General features: G+C 31.7%; 20 protein-coding genes and 4 tRNA genes. 16 read left to right on the forward strand and 8 right to left on the reverse strand.

Annotation, left to right across the window (positions count from 1 at the left end):
* Positions 1 to 24: 24 nt before the first annotated feature.
* Complete coding sequence (locus N5D90_RS04940) at positions 25 to 765, forward strand: acyl-[acyl-carrier-protein] thioesterase (RefSeq protein ID WP_114998796.1); 741 nt, start codon at positions 25 to 27, stop codon at positions 763 to 765.
* Positions 766 to 862: 97 nt separating this feature from the next.
* Here the strand turns inward: N5D90_RS04940 and N5D90_RS04945 are convergent, their stop codons facing one another.
* Both N5D90_RS04945 and N5D90_RS04950 read right to left on the reverse strand, forming a co-directional pair.
* Complete coding sequence (locus N5D90_RS04945) at positions 863 to 1,321, reverse strand: copper resistance protein NlpE (RefSeq protein ID WP_280061769.1); 459 nt, start codon at positions 1,319 to 1,321, stop codon at positions 863 to 865.
* A gap of 100 nt (positions 1,322 to 1,421) precedes the next feature.
* Positions 1,422 to 1,838 carry a nucleoside-diphosphate kinase gene (locus N5D90_RS04950; protein ID WP_038330990.1) on the reverse strand — a complete coding sequence of 139 codons (417 nt, stop codon included), beginning with the start codon at positions 1,836 to 1,838 and terminating at the stop codon, positions 1,422 to 1,424.
* 175 nt (positions 1,839 to 2,013) lie between these two features.
* On the opposite strand from N5D90_RS04950, the gene N5D90_RS04955 reads away from it, so the two are divergent.
* A complete protein-coding gene (locus N5D90_RS04955; RefSeq protein ID WP_280061770.1) occupies positions 2,014 to 2,541 on the forward strand; it encodes a hypothetical protein in 528 nt (175 codons plus the stop codon).
* Between the two features lie 15 nt (positions 2,542 to 2,556).
* Here the strand turns inward: N5D90_RS04955 and N5D90_RS04960 are convergent, their stop codons facing one another.
* The 3 genes from N5D90_RS04960 to alaS all read right to left on the reverse strand — a co-directional run bounded on the left by N5D90_RS04960 (position 2,557) and on the right by alaS (position 6,674).
* On the reverse strand, positions 2,557 to 2,997 hold the full coding sequence (locus tag N5D90_RS04960; RefSeq protein WP_114998800.1) for a DUF805 domain-containing protein: 441 nt from the start codon (positions 2,995 to 2,997) through the stop codon (positions 2,557 to 2,559).
* Between the two features lie 55 nt (positions 2,998 to 3,052).
* Positions 3,053 to 3,964 (reverse strand): DMT family transporter, encoded by a 912-nt coding sequence (locus N5D90_RS04965; RefSeq protein ID WP_280061771.1) that lies wholly within the window; start codon positions 3,962 to 3,964, stop codon positions 3,053 to 3,055.
* 100 nt (positions 3,965 to 4,064) lie between these two features.
* Complete coding sequence (gene alaS / locus N5D90_RS04970) at positions 4,065 to 6,674, reverse strand: alanine--tRNA ligase (protein ID WP_280061772.1); 2,610 nt, start codon at positions 6,672 to 6,674, stop codon at positions 4,065 to 4,067.
* Positions 6,675 to 6,773: 99 nt separating this feature from the next.
* Here alaS and N5D90_RS04975 point away from each other — a divergent pair, with 99 nt between their 5' ends.
* Together N5D90_RS04975 and N5D90_RS04980 are read left to right on the forward strand one after the other, a co-directional pair.
* Positions 6,774 to 7,724 carry a M23 family metallopeptidase gene (locus N5D90_RS04975; protein ID WP_038330999.1) on the forward strand — a complete coding sequence of 317 codons (951 nt, stop codon included), beginning with the start codon at positions 6,774 to 6,776 and terminating at the stop codon, positions 7,722 to 7,724.
* Between the two features lie 9 nt (positions 7,725 to 7,733).
* Positions 7,734 to 8,102 carry a MerR family transcriptional regulator gene (locus tag N5D90_RS04980; RefSeq protein WP_038331000.1) on the forward strand — a complete coding sequence of 123 codons (369 nt, stop codon included), beginning with the start codon at positions 7,734 to 7,736 and terminating at the stop codon, positions 8,100 to 8,102.
* 20 nt (positions 8,103 to 8,122) lie between these two features.
* Here the strand turns inward: N5D90_RS04980 and N5D90_RS04985 are convergent, their stop codons facing one another.
* Both N5D90_RS04985 and N5D90_RS04990 read right to left on the reverse strand, forming a co-directional pair.
* A complete protein-coding gene (locus tag N5D90_RS04985; RefSeq protein ID WP_280061773.1) occupies positions 8,123 to 8,461 on the reverse strand; it encodes a four-helix bundle copper-binding protein in 339 nt (112 codons plus the stop codon).
* 70 nt (positions 8,462 to 8,531) lie between these two features.
* Positions 8,532 to 9,035 (reverse strand): hypothetical protein, encoded by a 504-nt coding sequence (locus tag N5D90_RS04990; protein ID WP_280061774.1) that lies wholly within the window; start codon positions 9,033 to 9,035, stop codon positions 8,532 to 8,534.
* A gap of 380 nt (positions 9,036 to 9,415) precedes the next feature.
* On the opposite strand from N5D90_RS04990, the gene dnaE reads away from it, so the two are divergent.
* From dnaE to N5D90_RS05045, 11 genes are all read left to right on the forward strand, one after another.
* On the forward strand, positions 9,416 to 13,816 hold the full coding sequence (dnaE, locus tag N5D90_RS04995; protein ID WP_280061775.1) for a DNA polymerase III subunit alpha: 4,401 nt from the start codon (positions 9,416 to 9,418) through the stop codon (positions 13,814 to 13,816).
* A gap of 110 nt (positions 13,817 to 13,926) precedes the next feature.
* A complete protein-coding gene (gene trxA, locus N5D90_RS05000) occupies positions 13,927 to 14,244 on the forward strand; it encodes a thioredoxin (protein WP_038331009.1) in 318 nt (105 codons plus the stop codon).
* Positions 14,245 to 14,371: 127 nt separating this feature from the next.
* A tRNA-Asp gene (locus tag N5D90_RS05005) sits at positions 14,372 to 14,445 on the forward strand.
* 43 nt (positions 14,446 to 14,488) lie between these two features.
* Positions 14,489 to 14,562: transfer RNA gene (locus N5D90_RS05010), tRNA-Asp, on the forward strand.
* Positions 14,563 to 14,610: 48 nt separating this feature from the next.
* A tRNA-Asp gene (locus N5D90_RS05015) sits at positions 14,611 to 14,684 on the forward strand.
* A gap of 58 nt (positions 14,685 to 14,742) precedes the next feature.
* Positions 14,743 to 14,819 (forward strand) — tRNA-Asp (locus N5D90_RS05020).
* Between the two features lie 135 nt (positions 14,820 to 14,954).
* On the forward strand, positions 14,955 to 15,362 hold the full coding sequence (locus N5D90_RS05025) for an NUDIX domain-containing protein (protein WP_280061776.1): 408 nt from the start codon (positions 14,955 to 14,957) through the stop codon (positions 15,360 to 15,362).
* A gap of 79 nt (positions 15,363 to 15,441) precedes the next feature.
* Positions 15,442 to 15,921 carry a DUF2938 domain-containing protein gene (locus N5D90_RS05030; protein ID WP_280061777.1) on the forward strand — a complete coding sequence of 160 codons (480 nt, stop codon included), beginning with the start codon at positions 15,442 to 15,444 and terminating at the stop codon, positions 15,919 to 15,921.
* A gap of 72 nt (positions 15,922 to 15,993) precedes the next feature.
* A complete protein-coding gene (locus tag N5D90_RS05035) occupies positions 15,994 to 16,257 on the forward strand; it encodes a hypothetical protein (RefSeq protein ID WP_280061778.1) in 264 nt (87 codons plus the stop codon).
* A 77-nt stretch (positions 16,258 to 16,334) separates the two neighbouring features.
* On the forward strand, positions 16,335 to 16,766 hold the full coding sequence (locus tag N5D90_RS05040) for an RNA polymerase sigma factor (protein ID WP_407932336.1): 432 nt from the start codon (positions 16,335 to 16,337) through the stop codon (positions 16,764 to 16,766).
* Complete coding sequence (locus N5D90_RS05045; RefSeq protein ID WP_280061780.1) at positions 16,756 to 17,346, forward strand: hypothetical protein; 591 nt, start codon at positions 16,756 to 16,758, stop codon at positions 17,344 to 17,346. The genes N5D90_RS05040 and N5D90_RS05045 overlap by 11 nt, the downstream gene beginning before the upstream one ends.
* 18 nt (positions 17,347 to 17,364) lie before the next feature.
* Here N5D90_RS05045 and N5D90_RS05050 read toward each other — a convergent pair whose 3' ends face one another.
* The gene (locus N5D90_RS05050; RefSeq protein WP_038331018.1) at positions 17,365 to 18,690 is read right to left on the reverse strand and encodes an aspartyl protease family protein; all 1,326 of its coding nucleotides are present in this window, start codon (positions 18,688 to 18,690) and stop codon (positions 17,365 to 17,367) included.
* A 160-nt stretch (positions 18,691 to 18,850) separates the two neighbouring features.
* On the opposite strand from N5D90_RS05050, the gene N5D90_RS05055 reads away from it, so the two are divergent.
* Positions 18,851 to 19,477 carry a hypothetical protein gene (locus tag N5D90_RS05055; protein WP_280061781.1) on the forward strand — a complete coding sequence of 209 codons (627 nt, stop codon included), beginning with the start codon at positions 18,851 to 18,853 and terminating at the stop codon, positions 19,475 to 19,477.
* Positions 19,478 to 19,482: the final 5 nt, after the last annotated feature.

The raw sequence follows: 19,482 nt of genomic DNA on the forward strand, positions 1-19,482 counted from the left end.
TATAATAGATTCAAAGCTTTATCGATGCCAATAGCAGAAGATTTTAAATCAATTTATACGAAAAATTGGGAAATTTATTTTTCTCAATGTGATCCGACAGGTAAAATGAAATTGTCTGAAATGGCAAATCTTTTTCAATTAACAGCTTCAGAACATGCGATAAAAGGAGGTTTGGGATTCTTTGATTTACAAGAATTTAATCAATCTTGGGTAATGAATCGACTTCGAATAGAAATTGATGAATTACCTTCTTGGACAGATTTTGTTGATGTAAAAACGTGGATTGAGGTGCTGAAAGGTGCAAAATCTATTCGTGATTTTACGATTGAGAAAAATGGAAAAAAATTAATTGGAGCTTCAAGCTTGTGGGCGGTTTTCAATACAGAAAAACGTCGTCCGGATATTCTTCAACTTGATTCATCTCACATTGAACGATTTCCTAATCTAAAACCAACAGAAATCGAGAATTCGATTTTGAACATTGATTTTGAACCAACAGAAGTTATTCAGTATAAAGTTCAATTCTCTGATTTGGATATCGTAAAACACGCCAATAACACCAAATATTTGGATTGGTGCTTGAATACTATTGATCCTGAAATTACATTAAAACATCGTATCAAAGCGATTGATATGAATTTCTTAAAAGAATTAAGTTTAAACGACGAAATAGAAATCCAGAAATTAGAAACTGAACATTTAATTCAGTTTAAAATCATCAATCAAGAAAAAGTAAACTTTGTTTGTCGATTGGAGTTGAGGTAGAGTATTTGAATAGATATCAAACTGAATTTATTTCAGCTTATCAAAAAATCTAAAATTATTACAATAAAAAAAAGGTTTCATTACGAAACCTTTTTATCTATTTTTCTTTTGTCAAAACAAATTTAGCAGAATCAGCCGATTCGATTTTCTTTTGATTTTTATCTAACTGAATAATTTTTCCTTCTTCAACTAAAAAAGCATTCGGAACATTGGCAATTTCAGGAAAAACAATTGTATTTCCATCTTCTTTAAACTGAAAAGTTCCAGTTGTCATAATGGCCATTTTATCTAACCCCAAACGTTTTGTAGAATAAACATATCCTTTGTTTGGCAATAATTTTATTTCCATTTCAACCTCTTTGCAATCTTTCTCGTAACAAGGTAAAATTCCTTTGTAAGCTCCTTCGTATTGAATAGATTCTTCGGCAGTTTTTGCTTCAACTTTTACTGAATCTTCTACATTTTCTACTTCATTTTTTACAGGTTCTGTTTCGCTTTTACAACTTGACACAACGAAAGCTGCGATTGTAAATGTGGCTAAAATTATTTTTTTCATATTTTAGAATTTGATTTAAAGGTAAGTAAATTTTGAGCCAAAAAAAATCCTTCCGAATATTTTCAGAAGGATTTGTATAATGTTTTGTAATCTTATTCGATTAGAAAATTTCTTTCGCAGCAAAGTGGAAAGCAGCTTCAATAGCAGCATTTTCGTCAGAATCAGAACCGTGAACAGCGTTAGCATCGATAGATTCAGCATATTTAGCACGGATTGTACCTTCTGCAGCCTCAGCTGGGTTAGTAGCACCGATTAAAGTACGGAAATCAGCAACTGCGTTGTCTTTTTCTAAAACTGCAGCAACGATTGGTCCAGAAGTCATGAATTCTACTAAATCCTTGAAGAAAGGACGCTCTGCGTGGATAGCGTAAAATGCTTCAGCATCTTGTTTTGCTAATTGAGTCATTTTAGCCGCTTTGATTTTGAAACCAGCGTCAGTAATGTCTTTTAAAATATCTCCGATGTGTCCTTTTGCAACTGCATCAGGCTTAATCATTGTGAATGTAATGTTTGCCATTTTATTGAATTGTATTTATTACTTAATTTTTGAGGTGCAAAATTACAAAAATGATTCGAATGTTTGTGTTTTATGATTAAAATTTCTTGTTTTAATAAAATACATCAATTATTATTCATTTAAGATTATTCCAATTCGATAATATTTCTTATTTTTAAGAGAAATCTAATAACTTATGAATACAAATAATCTTTCCACATTTCATCATAAAACAAAACTCAAAAAGGTTGGTGATAAATATTTTCTGCCTTTCGAAATTTGGAATTATTTGGATTTAGGTTGGATGCTTTTACTTGTTTCGTTTTTTGCTTATGCATCAAGTGAAATCAATATTATTTTTATTTCAATGATTGTAATTTTTGGAATCCGAATAATAACGACAATTAATGATAGATTTTTTGTAGAAATTATAACATCAAAATCGTTGAGTGAGAATATTAATTTAATCAAAGAATTAGCGCAGCGACAACATAATTTTACAGAATCGTTGGATGAACAAGGTTTGTTTCTTTTTGAATATTCGGAACGAAATATTTTTTATAAATACAATTACCGAAGAAGAGATTATACCGAAACAGTTGTGATTTATTGTGAAGACAATTCGATTTGGGTGAACTCTTTTAATCAACGTTATTTGGGAATTTTTAGACGATATAATCTAAAACAATGGATAAAATTAATTCAATTAAAAAGCGAGAATTAATCTCGCTTTTTAATTTTAATATCTTTCGATTAAATCGTTTCCTATTTCGTTGATAGAATCATCAGTTTCTTTTGGGTTTGGTCCCCATTGATTAGAACCTGGTTGGCTATCTGTTACTAATGCTATTATTAATAAAATAGCTCCCACAAGAGGAATTAAACCAATTAAATAATACCAACCACTTTTTCCTGTGTCGTGTAATCGTCTTACAACAACTGCTAAAGAAGGGATAAAAGTTGCTAATGCATACAACATTAAAATTCCATAAATTAAGTAAAATAAAATTCCAGGACTTTCTCCATCGCTTCCAATAGCTACAGAGATAATAACTAGAATATACATTACAAATGAAATGATAACATTACATAATGTATAATACCAATATTCGCTTCTGCGGGCTCTTCCCGAGAAGTTAGCGTAGTTTTCGAAAACTACTTTTTTGTACCAGTCGATCATAATGAGGTAGTTTAGTTTTGTTAAAAATATTAAGAAAAATTTTACTACGCAACTCTTAATCTGCTTTTAAACGTTTAGTTTTGAACATTTCTGGCTTATAATTAATAATAAAAACACCAAGAATAATTAGAATAGTAGCGACAATAAATTTTGATGAAATCTGCTCGTCAAGAACTAACCAACCCAAAATAATTGCAATAATCGTATTGAAATAAGAAAGAATAGAAACTTGTATAGGCGAAATTTTGGTCAATGCATAATGAAATGAAAAAAACGTAATCACAGAACCAAAAACAGCTAAATAAAGCATGGCAGAAATACTTTTTGTACTCCAATTCTCGAAATTATAATTTTCTGTAAAAGCGAAAGCAAAAATAATTTGTACAATTCCAGCAAATATAAATTGGTAAAAAAGATTGAGAGAAATATTTTTGGATTGAATATTCATTTTTTTTGTGAAAATAGTTCCTGTTGCCCAACCTGTAATCGCACAAAAAAGTAAAATAATTCCTGTTTTATATGCTGGATTTGCTAATTCTTGAATTCCATCCCAAAATATAAAAATTACACCTCCAAAACAAAGTAAAACGCCTAATAATCCGCGGTAACTGAATTTTTGTAAGCCAATAAAAATACTTCCTAAAAAAACGAGAATAGGTGAGGTTGCGCTAATTAATGCAGCTAAACTACTCGATAAATTTTCTTCTGCAACAGTAGTTAAACCATTTGCAGCGATTAACATCAAACTTGAAAATATAAGTTGATAAGACAAATTTTTCCAGCCAATCCATTTTAATTCCTTTTTCGAAAGTAAAATAATTAGCATAATTAGCCCTGCCAAAAATTGACGAATTCCAGCTACAAACCAACCTGGAATAGTTTCTACAGCTACACGAATTCCGAGAAAAGTTGTTCCCCAAACAATTGCAACTATACTTACGGCAATCAATAATTTGATGTCTTTCAAGATTAAAAAAGTTAAAAGTGTTAATTCTAAATAGAATTATAAAAATAAAAAAAGCGACTTGATAAACCAAGTCGCTTTTAAATATTATGATCGAGATTTGTTATTTAACAAAATCTTCTGCTTGTTTTAGTGCAGCATCTAATCCAGAAACTTCTTTACCACCTGCAGTAGCTAAAAAGGCTTGTCCACCTCCGCCACCGTTGATGTGTTTCGCGATTTCTTTTACAATTTGTCCTGCATTATAACCTTTATCATCTACAAGGTTTTTCGCGATAGAAATTGTAATCGATGGTTTTACTGCATCATTCGTACCAACAACGATAAATGCATTTTCGATTTCTTTTGTCAAATCAATTGCATTTTGTTTTGCTGCATTTGTATCTAAATTCGTTTTAACCGCTAAGAAATTAACACCGTTAATCTCTTTAACAGCAGCTTTCCAAGTTGCTTTTTCAGCAGCAGCTTGTTGCGCAACAAACGATTCTAATTGTTTTTTCAATTCAGCATTTTCATCTAATAAATGTTGAACCGCTTTTACAGCGTCATTTTTAGTTTTAAGCGCAGCTAAAACATCATTGTAGTTTTTCTCAGCATCTTTGTACGCTTCGATAGCTTTGTTTGATGTAATTGCTTCGATACGACGAATACCAGCAGCAGTCGAAGATTCAGATAAAATTCTGAACAAACGAATATCTGCAGTATTTTTTACGTGTGTACCACCACATAATTCGATTGAAGATCCGAAACGAATCACACGAACTTTATCACCATATTTTTCACCGAATAAAGCCATTGCACCTTCAGCGATAGCGTCGTTGATATCACAATCTCTTTTTTCGATTAATGGTAAAGCTTCTGCAATTTTATCGTTTACTTTTTGCTCAACAATTGTCAATTCTTCATCTGTCATTTTAGAGAAATGAGAAAAGTCAAAACGTAAATAATCATCTCCAACATAAGAACCTTTTTGTTCTACATGAGTTCCTAAAACTTCGCGTAATGCTTCGTGCATTAAGTGTGTTGCAGAGTGATTTTTCGTTGTCTCGTTACGTTTTTCTGTGTCAACTTTTGCATTGAATGTAGCGTTTACATTTTCTGGTAAAGTTTCAACAAAATGAATGACTAAGTTGTTTTCTTTTTTCGTGTCAACAACTTCAATTGTTTCATTCAAAGTAGAAATTGATCCTGTATCACCAATTTGTCCTCCAGATTCTGCATAGAATGGCGTTTGGTTGAATACTAATTGGAAAAATTCTCCTTTTTTATTTTTTACTTTTCTGTAACGTGTAATTTTTACTTCAGCTTCTGTGTTATCATAAGCGATAGACGTTTCGTTTCCTTTGTCATCTAAAATAACCCAGTCGTCCGTTACCAAAGCAGTTGCTTTTTTCGAACGTTCTTTTTGTTTCGCCATCTCCGCTTCAAAACCAGCTTCGTCAATTGTGAAACCGTGATCTTCTGCTACAATACGAGATAAATCTGCAGGGAAACCGAATGTATCATATAATTCGAAAATTACATCACCAGGAACAACTTTAGAATCTCCTAATTGCTCGATGATTTGATTTAATCGGTTTAATCCTTGTTCAATTGTACGTAAGAAAGAAGCTTCTTCTTCGCGAATAACGCCAGTTACAATTGTTTCTTGTTTTACTAATTCTGGGAAGAAATCACCCATTTCAGCTTTCAAGATTGGATATAATTTATAGATAAAAGGTTCTTTAAGACCTAAGAAACGATATCCGTAAGAAATTGCACGACGTAAAATACGACGAATTACATATCCTGCTCCTGTGTTTGATGGTAATTGTCCGTCTGCAATTGCAAAAGAAACGGCGCGTAAATGGTCAACTACAACACGTATAGCGATATCTGTTTTTTCTGCTGTTCCGTATTTTACACCAGAAATTTCTTCTAATTTATTGATTGTTGGTTGAAAAACATCTGTATCATAATTAGATGATTTTCCTTGTAAAACCATTGCTAAACGCTCAAATCCCATACCTGTATCGATGTGACGCGCTGGTAAAGATTCTAAAGAACCATCCGCTTTACGTTGATATTGCATAAATACCAAGTTCCAAATTTCGATCACTTGTGGATGATCCATATTAACCAATGTTTTACCATCAACAGCTAAACGATCCGCTTCTGGACGAATATCTACGTGAATTTCAGAACATGGTCCACATGGTCCGATATCACCCATTTCCCAGAAATTATCTTTTTTATTTCCGTAAAGAATTCTGTCTTCCGCAATATGTTGTTTCCAAAGTTCTAACGCTTCTTCATCTAATGATGTTCCGTCACCTTTATCACCTTCAAAAACGGTTACATAAATTTGATCTTTAGAGATTCCGTATTTTTCTGTTAGTAATTCCCACGCCCAAGCGATTGCTTCTTTTTTGAAATAATCACCAAAAGACCAGTTTCCTAACATTTCGAACATCGTGTGGTGGTAAGTATCTTTTCCTACATCATCCAAATCATTATGTTTACCAGAAACACGAAGACATTTTTGTGTATCCGCGATACGATTACTTTTTGGAGTTCCGTTTCCTAAAAAATATTCTTTGAATTGTGCCATCCCCGAATTATTGAACATTAATGTCGGATCGTCTTTCAAAACAATCGGCGCAGAGTCTACTATTAAGTGGCCTTTTGTCTCAAAAAAATGCAGAAATTCTTTTCTTATATCTTTGGATTTCATTTAATTAAATTATTTTTATCATTTGATTAACAAGTTTACTCGTACAATATTCGTTACTTTGCAAACGTTTTACAAAGATAATAAAAGGTTGGTTAAGTAATGGAAAATAAAAACTATAAGTATAATTCTGTGAAATTTTTAATGAGTTGGGCGAAGAAAAGAGTCCAAAAAACTCCTAAAACAGCATTATACGTATTACTATTTTTATGTCTATCGACAATATCTGCTGGAATGATTGGATATCATTTTAATGATTCTGAATACGCATCGAGAGCAGGAAAATTCAAAGACGACAAAAGCAAATTATTGGCTGAGTTGGAAAGAATGGAAAATGAAAATCAGCAATTACATAAAAAATTCAAAGAAGTAGAAGAAGCTTTGACAGAAATCGAAGAAAAAGATCGCAATATTTATCGTACGATTTATGATATGCGTGTCAATGAAAACATCGATTCTGTAAATAAAGAAATTGACAATTATACAGCAGAAGATATTGAGAAATTAATCGATAAAATCGAAATTGAATCAAAATCGTTGGACGAAGTGTTTCGTTCGGCTGGTGTAAAAGATGCTAATTTATCATCAATGCCAGTTCTAAAACCTGTTGCTGATAAATATGTAAGTAGATTAGCGTCTGGTTATGGATCTCGTTTTCACCCAATTTTGAAAGTGAATAAAATGCACAAAGGTTTAGATTTTGCAGCTTCTACGGGAACACCAATCTATGCAACTGGAGATGGTTCTGTAAAAGTTTCAGAATTTAATTCTGGTTACGGAAATATGGTGGTCTTGAAACACGGAAATGGTTACGAAAGTTTGTATGCTCACATGTCTCGTGCGAAAGTTCGTAGCGGACAAAAAGTGAAAAGAGGTGATGTAATTGGTTATGTTGGGACGACTGGACTTTCTACTGGAGCGCATTTGCATTACGAAATTCACAAGAATGGAGAACCTGTAGATCCGATTATGTATTTCTATAATGATGTTGATCCAGACGATTTCATTAAAATTTATCAAAACTCTAAAAAATTGTCATTATCTTTGGATTAAACGCTGATAATGAACGTAGACCTGCCTGATAAACTATATTATTCGATTGGCGAAGTTGCCAAAGCCTTTGATGTAAATGCATCGTTGATTCGATTTTGGGAAAAAGAATTTGAAATTATTCAACCCAAAAAGAACAAAAAAGGAAATAGATTATTTACCAAAAATGATATTGATTGTTTTAAGAATATCTATTATTTGGTCAAAATAAAAGGCTATACGTTAGAAGGTGCAAAACAAGCGATAGGTAAAAAAGGAATTGCGACAACAACGGATGAAATAGATGTTGTGAAGCGATTAGAAAATATAAAAGACGAACTCATCAAACTTAAAATGAGTTTTGAATCCGAAGAAATTTTAGAAAAAGATGAACTGAATTAAGTTCATCTTTTTTGGTTTGATTAAGCTGCCATTTCTTTGCAAATTTTAGCACATTCGCGGCAAGCTTTCGCACATTCTTCGCAATGTTTCATACCCATTTTGGCGTGCATTTCGCATTCTTCGGCACACGCTTCACACGCTTTGACACATATAGCACATAATTCTTTGGCAAACTTTCCATTCAAGCTCATTATTTCAACAGCGGTGTTACAAATTGCAGCACATTCTAAATTTGTTTGAATACATTTTTTCAAATGTTCTACTTCTTTTTCGTTCAAACATGCAACGGCACATTGTTTACAAATGACTAAACATTCTAAGCAAGCTTCGATACATTTTTTGTAATCAGTTTCTAACATAATTTATATTTTTTGTGGTTATAGCTATAAAGCTCCAAATATTATGCCGCTGATTTTTAATGAATTGTTGTTAAAATAATTTTATAAAAGCTAAATAAGTAAAAACCGCCATAAAAAAAGCAATGATAATTAAAACCCATTTTGGTTTTTCAGTTGATTGATTTTCGAATAATTTTATAAATATTTCTTTAACTTTTCTGAAATCAATTATTAAAATAATGAAGATGAAGAATTGTAGATAAATCGAAATTCTTAAGGCTGAAATTTCATAGAAATAATCTTGTAGAATAATATTAACTAAAATTGTGGTTAATAACAAACATCCAAAAATTCTTGTCCTTCTAAAAAGTAAAGTAATTGCACCAATCACTTCAAAAATTCCGATGATTATTGGATATCCTTTACTAAAACCATAAAAATTCCACATTAATTGATGACCTTCAGAAAGATGATTATTAATGGCGTTACTCGTATTTGCTAATTGAGTAGGTTTCAAAATTCCATATACAAAAATTGATATTGAAACTGTAAAAATTGCAGCCCAATAAAGTATATAAATTAGTTTTTGTCTCATTTATTTTTTTAAATTATTTAGAATAATCATTACAGTTTTTATAATTAATACAATAATAGTGATTGGAAACAAGAAGAAAAAAATAGAATATAAAATCCAAGAGTCATCTAAAATTTTAAAATATTCTAAAAAATATAAACCGATATAATATAGCCAGAATAAAAAAACTAAAATGAGAAGGTTATTTATTTTGAATATTTTTCGTTCAACGTAATAAAAAGATAAAATAATCAAAAGTGGTATTGCAATAGTATAAACGTAAAACATATTGGATATATATCTTTTAATAAAATTACATTTTCTATAAAAACTTTCTTAACTTATCTTAAGAAAATCTTCTGCTAAGATTTCGTAAATTTACAGATTCAAACGAAAACTCAATGTACTTAATATACGATACAGAGACAACTGGTCTTCCGAAAGATTGGAATGCGCCGATTTCTGACTCCGACAACTGGCCGCGTTGTATACAAATCGCTTGGCAATTGCACGATGAAATGGGACAAATTATTGAACATCAAGATTATTTGGTTCGTCCAGATGGTTTTGATATTCCGTATGATTCTGAGCGTATTCACGGAATTTCGACTGATTTGGCTACCGAAAAAGGTGTTTCATTAAAAGAAGTTTTAGATAAATTCAACGAAGTTTTAGGTAAAGCTAAATTCATTGTTGGACAAAATTTAGGTTTCGATATTAACATTATGGGAGCCGAATTTTATCGTCTGAATTATGAAAATAATTTAGCCGAAAAACCTGTTTTGGATACCTGTACAGAAGTAACTGCCGAGTTATTGAAACTTCCTGGTGGTCGTGGAGGTCGTTACAAATTACCAACGTTAACGGAGTTGCATCAATATCTTTTTGGTGTTCCATTTGGCGAAGCGCATAACGCGACTGCCGATGTGGAGGCAACTACGCGTTGTTTTTTCGAGTTGATTCGTAAAGGAATTTTTACGAAAAACGAGTTAGAAGTTGAGGATGATTATTTTGTTCGATTTAATGAAATTAATCAGACAAATATTCAGCCAGTTGGACTAAATCACGTCAATCTTAAAAAGGCTTCGGAAGAAATTGCGAAAATTAAAGCTAAAGAAGATGGAGGTGATGAGGTCGTTGAAATTTCGGAGGAAGTTTTAGCACAGTTTGAAAAAGCAAAATTTGCGCATTTACATAATCACACACAATTTTCGATTTTGCAATCAACCATTTCTGTAAACGATTTGGTGAGTGCTGCGGCAAAAAATAAAATGCCTGCAGTTGCGATTACCGATCATGGAAATATGATGTGTGCGTTCCATTTTAATGCAGCAGTTCAGAATCATAACAAAGCGGCAAAAGAAAAGAATGCAGAATTAATTGAAGAAGGAAAAGAACCAACGGAAGTGTTAATTACACCGATTATTGGTTCAGAATTTTTTGTGTGTGAGAATCATTTAGATAAATCAAAAAAAGATAATGGTTATCAAATTGTTGTTTTTGCAAAGAACAAAAATGGTTATCATCATTTAGCAAAAATGGCGTCGAAGGCGTATACAGATGGTTTTTATTATGTACCTCGAATTGATAAAGCGATTATTGAAGAATATAAAGAAGATTTGATTGTTTTGTCTGGAAATTTACAAGGTGAAGTTCCAAATAAAATTTTGAATCTTGGTGAAAAGCAAGCCGAAGAAGCTTTACTATGGTGGAAAGAGCAGTTTGGTGATGATTTTTACATCGAATTGATGCGTCACGGACAAGAAGATGAAGATCGTGTTAATCAGACTTTGCTTGCCTTTGCCCGTAAACACAATGTAAAAGTTGTGGCTACAAATAATACGTATTATATCAATCAAGACGATTCGAATGCACACGATATTTTGTTGTGTGTGCGCGATGCAGAAAAACAATCAACGCCAATTGGTCGTGGTCGCGGATTCCGTTTTGGTTTGCCAAATCAAGAATATTATTTCAAGTCAGAAGCTGAAATGAAACAATTGTTTCAAGATGTTCCTGATGCGATTATTAATATACAAGAAATCATTGATAAGATAGAAGAGTACACGCTTTATCGCGATGTATTACTTCCAAAATTTGATATACCAGAAGAGTTTCATCATGTAGAAGATGACAAAGACGGAGGAAAACGTGGTGAGAATGCTTACCTAAAACATTTGACATACGAAGGTGCGAAAAAACGCTATCCCGAATTGACAGATGAAATAAAAGAGCGTATCGATTTTGAATTAGCAACAATTGAGAAAACTGGTTATCCGGGTTATTTCTTGATTGTACAAGATTTCATTGCTGCGGCTCGTGAAATGGGCGTTTCTGTTGGTCCTGGTCGTGGTTCTGCAGCAGGTTCTGCGGTTGCCTATTGTTTGTGGATTACCAATTTAGATCCAATTCAGTACGATTTACTTTTTGAGCGTTTTCTTAATCCCGATCGTGTTTCCATGCCCGATATCGATATCGACTTTGATGACGAAGGTCGATCGTTGGTAATGGATTATGTAATTGATAAATATGGTGCAAATCAAGTAGCGCAAATCATTACGTATGGTACAATGGCAGCGAAATCTTCGATAAAAGATACGGCTCGTGTATTAGATTTACCATTGTTTGATGCGAACCGTGTTGCAGGTTTGATTCCGAATATGAAGTTATCTAAAATCTTCAATTTAGATGAAGCTGCATTAAAAGGAGCCTTAAAACCAGAAGAGTTTGATGCTGTAAGCGAATTAAAACGTTTATCGAATGGAGACGATTTAGCTGCAGAAACTATTCAGCAAGCAAAAATTTTAGAAGGTTCTGTTCGTAACACGGGAATTCACGCGTGTGGGGTAATTATTACGCCAGATGATATCACGAATTTCGTACCTGTAACAACGGCGAAAGATTCAGATTTATATGTAACACAATTTGATAACTCGGTTGCAGAAAGTGCCGGATTATTGAAGATGGACTTTTTGGGGTTGAAAACCTTAACCTTGATTAAAGATACCATCAAATTAGTAAAAGCGAGAACAGGAATCGAGATTAATCCGGATGAAATTCCGATTGATGACGAAAAAACATATGAGCTTTTCCAGCGTGGTGAAACGGTTGGGGTTTTCCAATATGAGTCTCCCGGAATGCAAAAATACATGAAGGATTTACGTCCGACAGTTTTTGCCGATTTAATTGCCATGAATGCCCTTTATCGTCCAGGGCCTATCGAATATATTCCGTCGTTCGTTCGTCGTAAAAATGGGGAAGAACCGATTCAGTACGATTTGGATGCGATGGAAGAATATTTATCAGAAACCTACGGAATTACGGTTTATCAGGAGCAAGTAATGTTGCTTTCGCAAAAATTAGCAGGTTTCTCGAAAGGTGATGCCGATGTTTTGCGTAAAGCAATGGGGAAAAAGCAAAAAGCTGTCTTGGATAAAATGAAACCAAAATTTGTTGCGCAAGCTTCAGAAAAAGGGCATGATCCTAAAATTTTAGAAAAAGTTTGGACAGACTGGGAAGCCTTTGCGTCCTACGCCTTCAATAAATCGCACTCGACATGTTATGCGTGGGTTGCGTACCAAACAGCTTACCTAAAAGCGCATTATCCTGCTGAATATATGGCGGCTGTTCTTTCAAATAATATGAATGATATCAAGCAGGTTACGTTCTTTATGGAAGAATGTAAACGCATGGGATTAGCTGTTCTTGGACCGGATATCAACGAGTCGATTACGAAGTTTAACGTAAACGAAAATTATGAAATTCGTTTCGGAATGGGCGCTGTAAAAGGAGTTGGACATGCTGCGGTAAATTCGATTATTTCGGAACGTGAAGAAAATGGTCCATTCAAAGATATTTACGATTTTGTAAAACGTGTGGAATTAAGAACAGTCAACAAAAAAACAATCGAAAATTTAGTTTTGGCTGGAGGTTTTGATTCGTTCGAATTTCATCGTGGACGTTATTTCTTTATCGATAATACAACGACGAATTTGGAGAAATTAATCAAGTATGGAGGAAATTATCAGGAGCAAAAAAATTCTTCTCAAACTTCTTTATTTGGTGATTTTGGCGGAGATTCTGTTGTAGAAGATGTGGTTCCGATGTTGCCAGATTGTGAGAAATGGAATATGTTGCAACGTTTGTCGAAAGAGAAAGAAGTTGTCGGAATTTATATTTCTTCGCATCCGTTAGATGATTTTAAACATGAGTTGAAAATGGCTTCAAATTGTAGTATTTCTGATATCAATGCGAATGAAGATAACTTTGTTAACAAAGAAGTTTCGATTTGTGGAATGATGTCAAATATTCAACATAGAATTGCCAAAAATGGAAACGAATTTGGTATTTTTACGTTTAGCGATTACACCGATTCGATGGATATCATGGTTTTTGGAAGCGATTATATGAAGTATAGACACTTTATGCAAGAAAATATGTTCTTGAATTTGAAATTGAATATCTCGAAAAAAGAATTCAAAGACAAAGAAGGAAATGTAACGCAAGGTCGTGTGTATAAAAACATCACAAATATTTTGTTGTTGAATGAAATTGTGGAAAAGCAAGCCGAAAAAATGACAGTGAAGATTGAAGTTCCAGAATTTTCGGAAGAAACATTTAGCAAATTATCAGATATTATGTTCAAATATCAAGGAGATAAATTATTAAAAATTCAATTAATTGATCCAAAAGATTATTTGAATAATTTAGATTTACCAGCAAGTAAAATAAAAATTAACATTTGTCGAGATTTGTTGAAAGAATTAGATGAATTGCAGGAAATTACATTCAAACTGAATTAATTATTCGTTTCATCTATTGAATAATTGATAGATAATATGAACGAAATTTTTCAAGAATAAAATTTTATGTAGATTTGTAAACTTAAGATTAGATAAAAAAATATAAGATTATGGCATTAGAAGTAACAGACGCATCATTTGCATCAGATATTATAGAGTCAGGAAAACCAGCAATGGTTGATTTTTGGGCTGTTTGGTGTGGTCCTTGTAGAATGGTTGGTCCAGTTGTGGAAGAGCTTGCTACAGAATATCAAGGAAAAGCAGTTATTGGTAAAGTTGATGTAGACACAAACCAAGAAGTTGCAGCAAAATATGGAATTCGCAACATTCCTACAATTTTATTCTTCAAAGACGGAGAAGTAGTAGATAAAGTTGTTGGAGTTGTTCCAAAAGAGCAATTAGTAGAAAAATTAAACGCGATTTTATAATAAATTAAATCGCTGATTTTGAAATAAAAGAATCTCGGATGCAAAATTTCCGAGATTTTTTTTGAAAAAAGTTTAGGTTTTATCAGAAAACCGCCTATATTTGCAATCCGAAATCGATACAGATTTTGATCCGGTAGTTCAGTTGGTTAGAATACTTGCCTGTCACGCAAGTGGTCGCGGGTTCGAGTCCCGTCCGGATCGCAAAAAGTTCGTTCTTTTACACAATATATTTTTTATAATTTCTGATCCGGTAGTTCAGTTGGTTAGAATACTTGCCTGTCACGCAAGTGGTCGCGGGTTCGAGTCCCGTCCGGATCGCAATTTTTTATAAAAATTCATAAAAAATATATCAATTTATAATTTTCTGATCCGGTAGTTCAGTTGGTTAGAATACTTGCCTGTCACGCAAGTGGTCGCGGGTTCGAGTCCCGTCCGGATCGCATCTATTTCTTTTTCTATTTTAGATCGATCGAAAATTATAAATAAAAAAAACAGACTGATCCGGTAGTTCAGTTGGTTAGAATACTTGCCTGTCACGCAAGTGGTCGCGGGTTCGAGTCCCGTCCGGATCGCCAACTTTTATAAGCTTCACTTATTGTGAAGCTTTTTTTTGCTCCAAACTTTTTATTTTTGCATAACGCATAACGCATAACGCATAACGCATAACGCATAACGCATAACGCATAACGCATAACGCATAACGCATAACAATGAATCATATTTATTTGGTGAACGCCTTGGTTACAGATGAAACGGGTAGGATGTTAGCTGTCCGAAAAAAGAAATCGAAATTTTTTCAGATGGTTGGAGGAAAACGAGAACAAGATGAAGAATTATTAACCACACTTCGACGCGAATTTTTAGAAGAGATTAATGTTTATATTCTACAACATGATGTTTCATTTTTAGGGCAACACACTTCTATTGCCGTTAACGAAGCGAATACTGAAGTTCATGCAAATGTGTTTCATGTTAAATTAAAATCATTAGAAACGCTTAAAATCGCTTCTGAGATAGAAGAAATGGCGTGGATAACGAAAGAAAACTACAAAGAATTTCAATTGGCTCATTTATTAGAAGAATTCAGTTTACCGATTTGGTTAGAAATGGAATTTTAAGCAAATATTTTTGAAACACGCTAATGCGATTGTATTGCATTAATTAAAAATCATCTATCTTTATTTAAAAAAATAAATGATGGAGATAATTATAAAAACAATATTGGTTGGCGTTGGAGCAACAATTGTGATGGATATTTGGGCTTTTATTTTGAAATTATTCGATATTAAATCTTTGGATTATAGATTTGTAGGCCGTTGGATTGGACATTTTGCAAATGGAAAGTTTACGCATGATAAAATATTTGATTCAAAACCAATTCAAAATGAAGTTTTTATCGGTTGGTTGGCGCATTACTTAATCGGAATTACATTTTCTATTTTATTAGTCGTGATTTTTGGGGTAGAATGGTTAAATCATCCTACAATTTTTCCTGCTTTATTTGTAGGGTTTTTTACAATTGTAGCACCTTTTTTTATTATGCAACCAGCATTTGGGCTTGGAATTGCATCTTCAAAACTTGCGTCGCCAAATGTAATGCGTTTTCGCAGTTTGCTTACACATCTTATTTTTGGTTTTGGTTTATATATTTCTGCATTAACTCTTTCTCTATTCTAAATATTTTTCAAAAAAGTTTGTAACGTTTTTACTTTTTTGCTACTTACTAGTAAACACTAAAATAATTAAACGATGAAATCTATTTGGGAAACAACAGTTGAAAATAATGTTATCAGAATCGAGAATAATTGGTTTTCTGGCGAAAAACTTTTTGTAAATGATAAATTACAAGATTATCAAATTAACTATTTTTCTGCACCAATTTTAACGGGACATTTAAAAAATTCTAAAGATGAAAAGTTAAATATCAAAGTAAATATTTTGCAAGAATTTTTCGGAGTCAATTGTATTTTATTTATCGACGATGAACAAGTTGCGTTGAAAAAAATAAAGTAACGATTTTGGAAGCTAAACAAACTCTTTTTTTAGAATTAATCGATCAACACAAAGGGATTTTACACAAAATCGCTAAGATGTATATGGATAATTCTGAAGATCAAAATGATTTGATACAAGAGATTGTTTTGCAACTATGGAAATCTTTTGATCGTTTTGAAGGTAAATCTCAATTTTCAACTTGGATGTATCGCGTTTCGTTGAACACGGCGTTAACTTATTTTAGAAAAGAAAAGAAAAAAGCAGATCGTCATACTTTTTTAGAAAATATTGATCAAGTAGATGAGATGGATTCTGGTGAAAAAGAAACACAACTCGAATTGTTTTATAAAGCAGTTCATGAATTGAATAAAGTAGAAAAAGCATTGATTTTTCTGTTTTTGGAAGGACAAAATCACAAGGAAATTAGTATGAACTTGGGAATTTCGGAAGTAAATGCACGTGTGAAATTGAACAGAACGAAAGAAAAAATACAAATCATCATAAAAAAATACGGTTATGAATTTTGATGAATTACAAAAACAATGGGACAATCAATCTTCAGATGAAGTGAAAATTGATCCAAATCTTGAGCTTAATCAAGAAGCAAATACCATTATTGATAAAGTAAGAAAAACATTGAAACAAGAGTTTTATTTTCAATTATTAGGATTATTGTTTTTATATACTTTTCCTTTCTTATTTGATGCAAATACGCCAACAATTTGGTGGACATTGTTGTGTGTTTCGTTGACTTTTTTGGTGCCGTTTATTTATGTTTTCAAGTTTTATAAACGATCATATCATCTGGAATATAATTCGTTAAAGAATATCAATTGGTTTTATTTCAATTACAAATCTGCGATTGATATTTACAGTATTTACTCGTACATGATCTGTATTTTAATGTTGATGATTATTGGTGTTTCGTATATCCAGCATCCTAACTCGTTGCAATTTGTTCATAAATTTCAGTTTTATCTTTATATTTTTCTTACACTATTTTTCTATGTTTTAATTTGCGTTTTATTATTAAAATGGTGGATTTCTACTTATTATAAAAAGAATCTGGTAGAATTAGAAAATATATTGCATCAATTAGAAGAGTAACCAAAAGTTACTCTTTTTTTAATACGGAATATCGAGGATAAACTTAAATTTCATCGGAACATTATTTCGGAGAATTTCTACTGAAATTTGTTGAAATTCATTTTTAATCATAAATTTTTCGATATCATCTAAACTCATTTTATTCACTTGTTTTCCATCCAATTTTGTAAGTATATCATTTGCTTTCAAACCCACTAAATCTGCATTCGATTTTTTACGAACTGCTTCTATTTTATAAACAGGTTTCATCACATATTGATAGTTAACTTTGTTTGTCGTGATAGAATTATATTCAGATATAGATGTATTTTGTGATACAATATTTATTTTTTCATTTTTCCATTCAAATTGATCGTGAATTATCGTTAATCCACTTCTGTTGTAGTGGAAAGCATCTTTGAAATTTCGATTGGGTTTATAATAAAACAACTGATTTTTATAATCTAAAATAATTGTAAATCTTCTCAAAATTTCATTTCCAAGAGAGCCTTTTCGATTATTTTTTAAATTAAGATATTGGATTGATTCGATATCTGGAATGGCAATTAAAGGAAATTCTAGTTTATATTTTCCAAGGTTAGTAGATGAAATAACTCCACGCTTTCCATTGATCGAACCATTGAAACCTTTGCCCAATTCATCCGAAAATACATATTGTAAAGGTGCTAAATTCTCAATTTGATTCTCGAAAAGCCACAAACCATCACTATTTCCGATATCTATCAACATTTTTTGATTCGTGTAAGTTGTTTGATGCGTAAAATCAACAGTTGTAAAAGGTTTTATTTCTGGATTTATTTCTAATGGATTTGATTGAAATTTTTTTAAATTTTTAACTTCAAGAATAGATTTATAAATGGTAATTTTTCTTTTTGCATAATCTATTTGAATTGGATGATTTTTGAAAAAGTCTGCACCAATTATACCGTGAACATCAAGTCCTAAGCGAGAAAAAAGATTAAAATTCTCGTCTTGTATCACGATAATATCCATATTGTTTGATGAATAATTTTTACCAATCTCGATTTGATTATTTGATGAAAAAAATCCTTTGGTATCGATGTTGTCTTTTCCTAAACCTTTTAAGTTTACTTGACGGAGATTATTTTTATTAATTGTTTCGTCGTATTGGCTAAATAAAATAGTTTCTTTAAGACCAGAATCTACAATGAAATTCATTTGATGACCATTGAATGTAATTGGAACAATAACTAAATTCTTGATAAATTGAAATGAAATTGTCTCTTTATTTACATTTTCGGCCAAAGAAAGTTCTTTTTTTTGTGCATGAGTTAGTAAAAAAGTAAACACAAAAATTATTGAAAGTAATAATCTAATTTTCATTCAAATTTCAGTTTTTATTAAAATTATGCAAAAAAAATGATGTGATAATAAGATTATTCTTAATGTTAGAATTAAAACTTTAACATGTTATTGTGTAACCTTTGTGAATTTTGAACATCTATATTTTATAAAATTGATAAATGATTTAAAAACCAAATAGATGACAAAAATTTACTTCCTTTTTTTATGTTTTATAACGTTTGCAAATGCGCAAGATTATAAAAAAGATACGATAGAATTGCATGAAACGATTTTGTATGATAAAAGCAAATTTCGATTGAAACGTGTTGGTCCAGAAACAAAATCTAAAAGTATTTGTCTTCAATTTTCTACAATAAAAGATAGTGTAAAATGGAATAAACCGATCATAGAAAGTTTTATTCAGGTGAATGCTCCTAAGAAAGATTTTATTGTAAAAGCGATTAATTTTAATTTTTCATATCCTCCAAAAGAAGAAAGTTTAAAATTTAATTTAAAACTATATAAATCGTCTAAAAATACTCCTGTTGATACTGTATTTTTTGAAAAGAATAATATTGAGATTTCTCCAAGTGATATTGTAAATCAATCGTACAAACTTGATTTAACCGATGATAACATTAGTTATAATGACGAATTTTATATAAGTGTTTTGATGACAAAAAGATTGGTTGATGAATTTGTTTGTTTAAGTGGTGTTATTTTGTCGAATGGATTTACAAGAAACTTAACGACAAATGGAGGTTTTGAGAAAAATCCTTTGGGAGCAAAACCATCTGTAAACGCTGATTTATTGATAAAAAGATAAAAGAG

This window comes from Empedobacter sp. GD03797, from assembly GCF_029842105.1.
GTDB classification, from domain to species: Bacteria; Bacteroidota; Bacteroidia; order Flavobacteriales; family Weeksellaceae; genus Empedobacter; species Empedobacter falsenii_C.

Excerpts from the sequence above, each read along its gene's own strand:
- N5D90_RS05045 (WP_280061780.1), top strand. The coding sequence starts at position 16,756 with ATGAATTTTGATGAATTACAAAAACAATGGGACAATCAATCTTCAGAT.
- N5D90_RS05035 (WP_280061778.1), top strand. The coding sequence starts at position 15,994 with ATGAAATCTATTTGGGAAACAACAGTTGAAAATAATGTTATCAGAATC.
- N5D90_RS05025 (WP_280061776.1), top strand. The coding sequence starts at position 14,955 with ATGAATCATATTTATTTGGTGAACGCCTTGGTTACAGATGAAACGGGT.
- N5D90_RS05050 (WP_038331018.1), bottom strand. The coding sequence starts at position 18,690 with ATGAAAATTAGATTATTACTTTCAATAATTTTTGTGTTTACTTTTTTA.
- N5D90_RS05040 (WP_407932336.1), top strand. The coding sequence starts at position 16,335 with ATGTATATGGATAATTCTGAAGATCAAAATGATTTGATACAAGAGATT.
- trxA (WP_038331009.1), top strand. The coding sequence starts at position 13,927 with ATGGCATTAGAAGTAACAGACGCATCATTTGCATCAGATATTATAGAG.
- N5D90_RS04990 (WP_280061774.1), bottom strand. The coding sequence starts at position 9,035 with ATGAGACAAAAACTAATTTATATACTTTATTGGGCTGCAATTTTTACA.
- alaS (WP_280061772.1), bottom strand. The coding sequence starts at position 6,674 with ATGAAATCCAAAGATATAAGAAAAGAATTTCTGCATTTTTTTGAGACA.
- N5D90_RS05030 (WP_280061777.1), top strand. The coding sequence starts at position 15,442 with ATGGAGATAATTATAAAAACAATATTGGTTGGCGTTGGAGCAACAATT.
- N5D90_RS04975 (WP_038330999.1), top strand. The coding sequence starts at position 6,774 with ATGGAAAATAAAAACTATAAGTATAATTCTGTGAAATTTTTAATGAGT.
- N5D90_RS05055 (WP_280061781.1), top strand. The coding sequence starts at position 18,851 with ATGACAAAAATTTACTTCCTTTTTTTATGTTTTATAACGTTTGCAAAT.
- N5D90_RS04955 (WP_280061770.1), top strand. The coding sequence starts at position 2,014 with ATGAATACAAATAATCTTTCCACATTTCATCATAAAACAAAACTCAAA.
- N5D90_RS04960 (WP_114998800.1), bottom strand. The coding sequence starts at position 2,997 with ATGATCGACTGGTACAAAAAAGTAGTTTTCGAAAACTACGCTAACTTC.
- N5D90_RS04980 (WP_038331000.1), top strand. The coding sequence starts at position 7,734 with ATGAACGTAGACCTGCCTGATAAACTATATTATTCGATTGGCGAAGTT.
- N5D90_RS04940 (WP_114998796.1), top strand. The coding sequence starts at position 25 with ATGCCAATAGCAGAAGATTTTAAATCAATTTATACGAAAAATTGGGAA.
- dnaE (WP_280061775.1), top strand. The coding sequence starts at position 9,416 with ATGTACTTAATATACGATACAGAGACAACTGGTCTTCCGAAAGATTGG.
- N5D90_RS04985 (WP_280061773.1), bottom strand. The coding sequence starts at position 8,461 with ATGTTAGAAACTGATTACAAAAAATGTATCGAAGCTTGCTTAGAATGT.
- N5D90_RS04950 (WP_038330990.1), bottom strand. The coding sequence starts at position 1,838 with ATGGCAAACATTACATTCACAATGATTAAGCCTGATGCAGTTGCAAAA.
- N5D90_RS04945 (WP_280061769.1), bottom strand. The coding sequence starts at position 1,321 with ATGAAAAAAATAATTTTAGCCACATTTACAATCGCAGCTTTCGTTGTG.